The sequence below is a fragment of the Citrobacter sp. Cf132 genome (assembly GCF_030333885.1).
Taxonomy (GTDB): Bacteria; Pseudomonadota; Gammaproteobacteria; order Enterobacterales; family Enterobacteriaceae; genus Citrobacter; species Citrobacter freundii.
In genome coordinates, this window is the sequence record NZ_JAOWFA010000034.1 from 19,589 (window position 1) to 27,500 (window position 7,912).

The 7,912-nt window shown below is 50.6% G+C and carries 10 protein-coding genes and 1 rRNA gene (1 of these 11 only partly in view); 7 read left to right on the plus strand and 4 right to left on the minus strand.

The genetic code is table 11. From position 1 onward, the window contains the following. Window positions 1-11: 11 nt before the first annotated feature. The 3 genes from rsmB to def are packed head-to-tail and all read right to left on the minus strand — an operon-like array spanning window position 12 to window position 2,824. Window positions 12-1,301 (minus strand): 16S rRNA (cytosine(967)-C(5))-methyltransferase RsmB, encoded by a 1,290-nt coding sequence (gene rsmB, locus OGV85_RS03035; protein ID WP_061548306.1) that lies wholly within the window; start codon window positions 1,299-1,301, stop codon window positions 12-14. Window positions 1,302-1,352: 51 nt separating this feature from the next. Further along, on the minus strand, window positions 1,353-2,300 hold the full coding sequence (gene fmt / locus OGV85_RS03040) for a methionyl-tRNA formyltransferase (protein WP_057063365.1): 948 nt from the start codon (window positions 2,298-2,300) through the stop codon (window positions 1,353-1,355). A gap of 14 nt (window positions 2,301-2,314) precedes the next feature. Next, window positions 2,315-2,824 carry a peptide deformylase gene (def, locus tag OGV85_RS03045; protein ID WP_003031159.1) on the minus strand — a complete coding sequence of 170 codons (510 nt, stop codon included), beginning with the start codon at window positions 2,822-2,824 and terminating at the stop codon, window positions 2,315-2,317. Window positions 2,825-2,953: 129 nt separating this feature from the next. Here def and dprA point away from each other — a divergent pair, with 129 nt between their 5' ends. Genes dprA through OGV85_RS03075 form a run of 6 tightly spaced genes read left to right on the plus strand, consistent with a single transcriptional unit; the run spans window position 2,954 to window position 6,746 of the window. Continuing rightward, entirely contained in the window at window positions 2,954-4,078 is a 1,125-nt protein-coding gene (gene dprA / locus OGV85_RS03050) for a DNA-protecting protein DprA (protein ID WP_003842154.1), read from the plus strand. Next, window positions 4,050-4,523: a DUF494 family protein Smg gene (gene smg, locus OGV85_RS03055; RefSeq protein ID WP_003031162.1), complete on the plus strand. Its 474-nt coding sequence runs from the start codon at window positions 4,050-4,052 to the stop codon at window positions 4,521-4,523. Before dprA ends, smg begins: the two co-directional genes overlap by 29 nt. 26 nt (window positions 4,524-4,549) lie before the next feature. Further along, window positions 4,550-5,092: a DNA topoisomerase family protein gene (locus OGV85_RS03060; protein ID WP_003842156.1), complete on the plus strand. Its 543-nt coding sequence runs from the start codon at window positions 4,550-4,552 to the stop codon at window positions 5,090-5,092. Between the two features lie 4 nt (window positions 5,093-5,096). Next, the gene (gene tsaC, locus OGV85_RS03065) at window positions 5,097-5,669 is read left to right on the plus strand and encodes an L-threonylcarbamoyladenylate synthase type 1 TsaC (RefSeq protein ID WP_032950356.1); all 573 of its coding nucleotides are present in this window, start codon (window positions 5,097-5,099) and stop codon (window positions 5,667-5,669) included. Between the two features lies 1 nt (window position 5,670). Beyond that, on the plus strand, window positions 5,671-6,492 hold the full coding sequence (gene aroE / locus OGV85_RS03070) for a shikimate dehydrogenase (protein ID WP_061548304.1): 822 nt from the start codon (window positions 5,671-5,673) through the stop codon (window positions 6,490-6,492). Continuing rightward, window positions 6,489-6,746: a DUF1488 family protein gene (locus tag OGV85_RS03075; protein WP_003031169.1), complete on the plus strand. Its 258-nt coding sequence runs from the start codon at window positions 6,489-6,491 to the stop codon at window positions 6,744-6,746. The genes aroE and OGV85_RS03075 overlap by 4 nt, the downstream gene beginning before the upstream one ends. Here the strand turns inward: OGV85_RS03075 and OGV85_RS03080 are convergent. Beyond that, window positions 6,722-7,276, minus strand: coding sequence for a gamma carbonic anhydrase family protein (locus OGV85_RS03080; protein WP_003031171.1), 555 nt, complete (start codon window positions 7,274-7,276; stop codon window positions 6,722-6,724). The genes OGV85_RS03075 and OGV85_RS03080 overlap by 25 nt on opposite strands. 471 nt (window positions 7,277-7,747) lie before the next feature. Between OGV85_RS03080 and OGV85_RS03085 the strand changes: the two genes are divergently transcribed. Further along, window positions 7,748-7,912 (plus strand): 16S ribosomal RNA (locus OGV85_RS03085); it runs 1,377 nt beyond the window's last position.

A 7,912-nucleotide genomic window follows, 5' to 3' on the forward strand; every position in this document is an offset into this window, starting at 1 on the left:
CCGTTATCTCATCACTTTTTGATTAGCTTAGCGTAAAAGAAGCCATCGCCATCTTCCGCACCCGGTAAATTCTGACGTCCGGGTTTTTCCGGCGTACCGGTTTCGCTTAATACCGCATCCGGCGTGCGTGCCAGGAAGGCGGTAATTTGCTGCTGGTTTTCTTCTGGCAGGATAGAGCACGTTGCATAAACCAGCGTGCCGCCAGGTTTAAGATGTAACCAGGTTGCATTCAGGATCTCGGCCTGCAACTGCGCAAGTTCGGCAATATCCCGGTCGCGACGCAGCCATTTGATGTCTGGATGGCGACGAATAACGCCGGTGGCAGAACACGGAGCATCCAGCAAAATACGGTCAAACTGTTGCTCGCCACACCATTGTTGCGGATATCGACCATCACCCTGTTTTGCGGTTGCCTTCATGCCCAGACGTTTCAGATTGTCGTAAACGCGCGATAAGCGTTTTTCATCCACATCGACGGCCATGACGTTAGCTTGCGGAGCAACTTCCAGAATGTGCGTCGTTTTACCGCCCGGCGCGCAGCATAGGTCGAGAATCTGCTCCCCATCTTTCGGCAGCAGGTATTTAACGCACCCCTGAGCAGAAGCATCCTGAACGGTGACCCAACCTTCGTCAAAACCAGGGAGGGCGTGAACTGGGGCCGGTGTTTCCAGACGCACTGCATCCGGGTAGTCTGGATGCGGGAAACCGGTTAATCCCGCTGCGGTAAGCAGGTCTATCCAGGCGTCGCGAGTATGGTGATTACGATTGACGCGTAGCCACATCGGAGGTCGCTGGTTATTGGCTTCAAGAATAGCTTCCCACTGCTGCGGATACGCACTCTTAATACGTTTCACCAGCCAGGAGGGGTGTAAGAAGCGCAAATCGCTTTGCGCAAACTCGGCCAGCAGTTCATCCTGACGGCGTTGAAACTGGCGCAACACGCCGTTGATCAGCCCTTTCAGTTGCGGACGCTTAATGACAACCGCGCCTTCGACTGTCTCAGCCAGCGCGGCGTGTGCTGGAATACGAGTATGCAGAAGTTGGTAGAAGCCCACCATGATCAGGTAGTGTACGGTGCGCTGTTTGCCCGTCATTGGACGTTCCATGAGTTGCTGGATCATCCATTCCAGTTGAGAGAGTGTACGCAATACGCCGAAGCAAAGTTCCTGCAACAGCGCTTTGTCTTTATCAGCAACTTTTTGCTGCATGGCGGGCAGCACGTTGCTTAATGACTGTCCTTTTTCGACAACCTGTTCGACGGCTTGGGCCGCCATACTGCGTAAATTAAGATGTTTTTTCATAAGCGCAAAAATAAAAATGCCCGGAAACACCGGGCTTAAAGAGATGAACCGTCAGACCAGGCGGTTACCGGGTACAAACCATTCCCGGCGTGAATTAAGCAGATCCTGCGCGCTCATGGCTTTTTTACCTGCAGGCTGCAAAGAGACGAGATTCAGGATGCCGTCACCCGTGGCGACCTGAATACCCTGCTTTGTTGCCTCCAGAATGGTGCCTGGCGCAGCCTGGGTGTTTTCCGCAATAACCGAAGCTTGCCAGACTTTCACTGGTTGACCGTCGATTTCAAGCCAGCTCATTGGCCATGGGTTAAAGGCGCGGATGCAGCGTTCCAATTGAACAGCCGAAAGCGACCAGTCGATACGGGCCTCTTCTTTGCTGAGTTTTTCTGCATGCGTAACCAGTGATTCATCTTGTACCACCGGTTTTATTGTGCCGGCAGCCAGCTGTTTTAGCGTTTCAATCAGCCCCTGCGGCCCCAAATCTGCCAGCTTATCGTATAACGAACCGCTGGTATCTTCTGCCGTAATCGGGCAAGACAGCTTAAGCAGCATATCTCCGGTGTCGAGGCCAACATCCATCTGCATGATGGTTACACCTGTTTCGGTGTCACCTGCCCACAGTGAGCGCTGGATCGGTGCTGCACCACGCCAGCGTGGAAGCAGGGAGCCGTGAACGTTGATACAACCCAGACGCGGCATTTCCAGTACGGTTTTTGGCAGAATCAGGCCATATGCCACCACCACCATCACGTCTGCGCGTAAATCAGCAACCAGCTGCTGGTTTTCCTGAGGGCGAAGAGAGACAGGTTGGAAAACCGGTATCCCTTTTTCTTCCGCCAGCACTTTGACCGGGCTGGGCATCAGCTTTTTACCGCGTCCCGCCGGGCGGTCCGGTTGGGTAAACACGCCAACGACGTTGTGTCCAGAAGACAACAGCGCGTCGAGATGACGCGCTGCAAAGTCAGGTGTACCCGCAAAAATAATACGTAGTGAGTCTGACACGTTGATTCTTGTCCTTAAGCTCGGGCGTTCAGGCGGTCGAGTTTTTCAACTTTCTGACGAATGCGTTGTTGCTTCAACGGAGACAGATAATCGATAAACAGTTTACCGACGAGGTGATCCATTTCATGTTGAATGCAGATAGCCAGCAGGCCATCGGCTTCCAGTTCAAAAGATTTGCCGTTGCGATCGAGCGCACGAATTTTTACTTTCTCTGCGCGTGGTACTAACGCACGCTGTTCAGGAATAGATAGGCAGCCTTCTTCAATGCCGGTTTCGCCGTCTTTTTCCAGCAGCTCTGGGTTAATGAGAACCAACTGCTCGTCGCGGTTTTCAGAGACATCAATAACGATGATGCGCTGATGAATATCAACCTGTGTTGCTGCCAGACCGATACCTTCTTCGGCATACATCGTTTCGAACATATCATCAACGATGCGCTGAATTTCTGCATTCACTTCTTCGACCGGTTTTGCGACTTTGCGAAGGCGCTCGTCCGGAATATGTAACACTTGCAAAACTGACATAGTTATCCAGAGTTGTGTTCAGGAGTTGAAAAGATTATTACCTCTATTCTAGACAAAACCCCCTCTGATTGACAGCATCAGTGACCAATCGCAAAGATTGCCAGGACTGCTTGTGGCAGGGGGACAAGGATGACCCAAATCGAAATTTGGCTACGTTTAGCGCAAGTGAATGAACTGTATGGTGATGAGATGGTGCGCATTGCCCACTGGCTCAATACTCAACCGTCGATTAGCAACGCGGTACTCCTGCAGGCAGGATTCTCTCCGCGGCAGGCAAGGCGCTTTTTAACCTTTTCGGATCTGACGCTGGAAAAAACGTTGCGCTGGCTTGAACAGCCTAACCACCATTTTGTGGTTGCCGACAGCGAGCATTACCCGCCACAGCTCCGTGCGATTGAGGATTATCCTGGGGTGCTTTTTGTCGCAGGAAATCCCGCATGTCTTCGCTCGTTCCAGGTGGCCGTTGTCGGCAGCAGACAGCACTCCTGGTATGGCGAACGCTGGGGGCGATTGTTTTGTGAAAAGCTTGCAGCATGTGGTGTGACGATCACCAGCGGTCTGGCCCGGGGAATTGATGGCGTGGCACACAGTGCTGCGATAAACCGACAAGGCACAAGTATTGCGGTGCTGGGAAATGGACTTGAGACCATTCACCCACGACAGCATATCCGTCTTGCTCAGCGACTGATTGAGGCAGGTGGTGCACTGGTGTCTGAGTTCCCATTAGATACGCTCCCTTTGCCACGCAATTTTCCCCGACGAAATCGCATTATCAGTGGTCTAAGTAAAGGTGTACTGGTCGTCGAAGCTGCACAGCGTAGCGGGTCACTGGTTACTGCTCGCTGTGCACTGGAACAAGGGCGGGAGGTGTTTGCTTTACCAGGGCCGATTGGGAGCCCGGGAAGTGAAGGCCCGCATTGGCTAATTCAGCAGGGAGCCATGCTTGTGACGACACCAGAGGAAATTCTTGAAAATTTGCAATATGGGCTGCAATGGTTGCCAGATGAACCTGAAAAATCAATTTATTCGCCAGATCACGAAGAGGTGGCATTGCCATTTCCGGAGCTCCTGGCTAACGTAGGAGATGAGGTAACACCTGTTGACGTCGTCGCTGAACGTGCCGGCCAACCTGTGCCAGAGGTAGTGGCTCAACTGCTCGAACTGGAGTTAGCAGGGTGGATCGCAGCTGTACCCGGCGGCTATGTCCGATTGAGGAGGGCATGCCATGTTCGACGTACTAATGTATTTGTTTGAGACATATATCCATAACGAAGCTGAGCTGCGTGTGGATCAGGACAAACTGGAACGGGATCTTACCGACGCTGGTTTTGATCGTGAAGACATTTACAACGCGTTACTTTGGCTGGAAAAGCTTGCTGACTATCAGGATGGCCTTGCTGAACCAATGCAACTGGCATCTGACCCTCTTTCTATACGTATTTATACTGCGGAAGAGTGCGATCGACTGGATGCAAGCTGTAGAGGATTCCTGCTATTCCTGGAGCAGATTCAGGTGCTAAACCTCGAAACGCGAGAAATGGTCATTGAGCGTGTACTCGCGCTGGATACGGCAGAGTTCGATCTGGAAGATCTTAAGTGGGTAATCCTGATGGTGCTATTCAACATTCCAGGTTGTGAAAATGCCTATCAGCAAATGGAAGAATTACTCTTTGAAGTGAATGAAGGTATGCTGCACTAATCAATCTTCATTCAGTATGAGTTGTTATGGCTAAATCAGCACTGTTCACGGTGCGTAAAAATGAGCCCTGCCCACAATGCGGGGCTGAATTGGTTATTCGTTCCGGGAAACACGGTCCGTTTCTCGGTTGTTCACACTATCCAGAATGCGATTACATCCGTCCGCTGAAATCTTCCGCGGACGGACATATTGTCAAAGTTCTGGAGGGTAAGCTTTGTCCTGCATGTGGCGCTGAGCTGGTGCTGAGACAGGGACGATTCGGTATGTTCATTGGATGCAGTGACTATCCTGCGTGCGATCACACCGAGCTCATCGACAAGCCTGATGAAACAGCAATAGTCTGTCCTCAATGCCAGACTGGTCATCTTGTCCAGCGGCGTTCCCGTTATGGCAAAACCTTCTACTCCTGCGATCGCTATCCGGAGTGCCAGTTTGTCATTAACTTCAAACCGTTATCCGGAGAATGTCCTGAGTGTCATTATCCGCTTCTCATCGAAAAGAAAACCGCACAGGGTGTGAAGCATTTCTGTGCCAGTAAACAATGTGGAAAGCCGATTTCGGCGGAATAAAAAAGTGAATAATAACCTGCCCACAGACGCTATCGCTGCGGCGATAGCGGTTCTGAAACAAGAAAAAGTCATCGCCTATCCAACTGAAGCTGTTTTCGGTGTCGGTTGCGATCCCGACAGCGAAACGGCTGTTACCCGTCTGTTAGAGTTAAAACAACGCCCAGTCGATAAAGGTTTAATTTTGATTGCGGCAAGCTTTGACCAGCTTAAACCCTATATCGACGATAGCATGCTCACCGAGGCCCAACGTGAGGCTGTGTTCGCCCGCTGGCCAGGGCCTGTTACTTTCGTTTTCCCGGCGCCCGCGACTACGCCTCGTTGGTTGACCGGTCGTTTTGACTCGCTGGCCGTGCGTGTCACCGATCATCCGCTGGTGGTTGCATTGTGCCAGACTTATGGCAAACCATTGGTCTCTACCAGTGCTAATCTGAGTGGCTTACCGCCTTGCAGAACGGTTGAGGAAGTCCGTGCGCAGTTTGGTACAGACTTTCCTGTGGTTGAGGGGGAGACCGGAGGCCGTTTGAATCCTTCGGAGATCCGTGATGCTCTGACGGGTGAACAGTTTCGACAGGGGTAATATGAAAGAAGCCTATGCTGTTTTTGGTAATCCGATAGCGCACAGTAAATCGCCCTTTATTCATCAGCAATTTGCAGAGCAGTTGAAGATTGATCATTCCTATGGGCGTGTACTGGCGCCCATCAATGATTTTGTGAATACGCTGAACGCTTTTTTTGCTGAGGGCGGGAAAGGGGCAAATGTCACTGTGCCTTTTAAAGAAGAGGCGTTTGCACGTGCTGATGAACTAACGGAGCGGGCATCGCTTGCTGGAGCGGTCAACACCCTTAAACGGCTGGAGGATGGGCGTTTACTGGGAGACAACACGGATGGTATCGGCTTATTAAGCGATCTTGAGCGTTTATCTTTCATTCATACCGGATCGCGAGTTCTGCTGATTGGTGCGGGTGGTGCATCCCGTGGAGTTTTATTACCTCTTCTTTCTATGGATTGTGCGGTGACTATTGTTAACCGTACCGCTTCGCGCGCTGAAGAACTGGCACAAATTTTCTACCACACCGGCAGCGTGCAGGCGGTGGGAATGGACGATCTTGATAATTGCAGTTTTGATTTGATCATCAATGCCACATCCAGCGGAATGAGCGGTGAGATACCAGCTATTCCAGCATCTCTTATCCACCCTTCGGTTTATTGTTATGACATGTTTTATCAGAAAGGGAACACACCGTTTCTTTCCTGGTGTGTTTCGCATGGGGCGAAACATTATGCCGATGGCCTGGGGATGCTGGTGGGGCAGGCTGCGCATGCAGTTTTACTTTGGCATGGCGTTTTGCCACAGGTGGAGCCTGTCATAAAAAGCATGCAACAGGAATTGTCGGCATGAATCAGGCGATCCAGTTTCCCGATCGGGAAGAATGGCGCACGGATGTTAACGCCGTTGTGTTTCCGGCGATGGTTCATGGTATGCAGTTAACATGTGCCATATCTGGAGAGATTATGGCGTCCCGCTTTGGCGGCGACACGCCTGAGCAGTGGTTGGAAATATTTCAACAGCATCGCTGGGATCTGGAAGAAGAAGCTGAAGCATTGATCCAGGCCCAGCAGGAAGATGCTCAAGGTTGGGTGTGGTTACTCTGACTTAAATACTCGTCTTTCCACTTAACATAGTTGTTAGCTGAATATTGTAAGCCTGCTTTCTCTTCATCGCTTAATGGACGGATTTGCTTAACCGGGCTTCCCAGGTACAGATATCCGCTTTCCAGGCGTTTGTTTTGTGGAACCAGGCTACCAGCCCCAATCATAACGTCGTCTTCTACGACTACGCCATCCAGCAGAATCGATCCCATGCCGACTAATACACGGTTGCCAATGATACAGCCGTGTAGCATGACTTTATGACCAACCGTAACGTCCTCACCCACGATCAGTGGATTACCTTGCGGATTAGACGTGGATTTATGCGTGACATGGAGAACGCTGCCGTCCTGGATGTTTGTACGGGCACCAATTTGTACATAGTTAACGTCGCCACGAATGGCAACCAGTGGCCAAATTCCGACATCATCAGCTAAACGAGCATCACCAATGACGACACTACTGGTGTCGATCATCACGCGATTTCCGATCTGTGGGAAAAGATCCTTATAAGGACGCAGTACATCAGACATGTTTACCTCAACGAAAATAGAGCAGTAATGAAGACTTTGGTTGGATTATTGAGACTGTGCAAGTGGTTTAGCTATCAAAAATCAGTCAAATTGCGCAGGAATGTAGCGAAAGGAGTGAAAAACAAGCATTCAGAAAAAAAGATCCAAAAAATACTTGTGCTAAAAAATGGGATCCCTATAATGCGCCTCCATCGACACGGCGGATGTGAATCACTTCACGCAAACAGCCGGTTCGGTTGAAGAGAAAAACCTGAAAATGAGGGTTGACTCTGAAAGAGGAAAGCGTAATATACGCCACCTCGCGACAGAGCGCTAAAGCGCGTCGCAACTGCTCTTTAACAATTTATCAGACAATCTGTGTGGGCACTCGAAGATACGGATTCTTAACGTCGCAAGACGAAAAATGAATACCAAGTCTCTGAGTGAACATACGTAATTCATTACGAAGTTTAATTCACGAGCATCAAACTTAAATTGAAGAGTTTGATCATGGCTCAGATTGAACGCTGGCGGCAGGCCTAACACATGCAAGTCGAACGGTAGCACAGAGGAGCTTGCTCCTTGGGTGACGAGTGGCGGACGGGTGAGTAATGTCTGGGAAACTGCCCGATGGAGGGGGATAACTACTGGAAACGG

Bases quoted from the DNA above. Each gene is read 5' to 3' on its own strand.
- rsmB (WP_061548306.1), bottom strand. From the start codon at position 1,301: ATGAAAAAACATCTTAATTTACGCAGTATGGCGGCCCAAGCCGTCGAA.
- def (WP_003031159.1), bottom strand. From the start codon at position 2,824: ATGTCAGTTTTGCAAGTGTTACATATTCCGGACGAGCGCCTTCGCAAA.
- dprA (WP_003842154.1), top strand. From the start codon at position 2,954: ATGACCCAAATCGAAATTTGGCTACGTTTAGCGCAAGTGAATGAACTG.
- smg (WP_003031162.1), top strand. From the start codon at position 4,050: ATGTTCGACGTACTAATGTATTTGTTTGAGACATATATCCATAACGAA.
- OGV85_RS03060 (WP_003842156.1), top strand. From the start codon at position 4,550: ATGGCTAAATCAGCACTGTTCACGGTGCGTAAAAATGAGCCCTGCCCA.
- aroE (WP_061548304.1), top strand. From the start codon at position 5,671: ATGAAAGAAGCCTATGCTGTTTTTGGTAATCCGATAGCGCACAGTAAA.
- OGV85_RS03075 (WP_003031169.1), top strand. From the start codon at position 6,489: ATGAATCAGGCGATCCAGTTTCCCGATCGGGAAGAATGGCGCACGGAT.
- OGV85_RS03080 (WP_003031171.1), bottom strand. From the start codon at position 7,276: ATGTCTGATGTACTGCGTCCTTATAAGGATCTTTTCCCACAGATCGGA.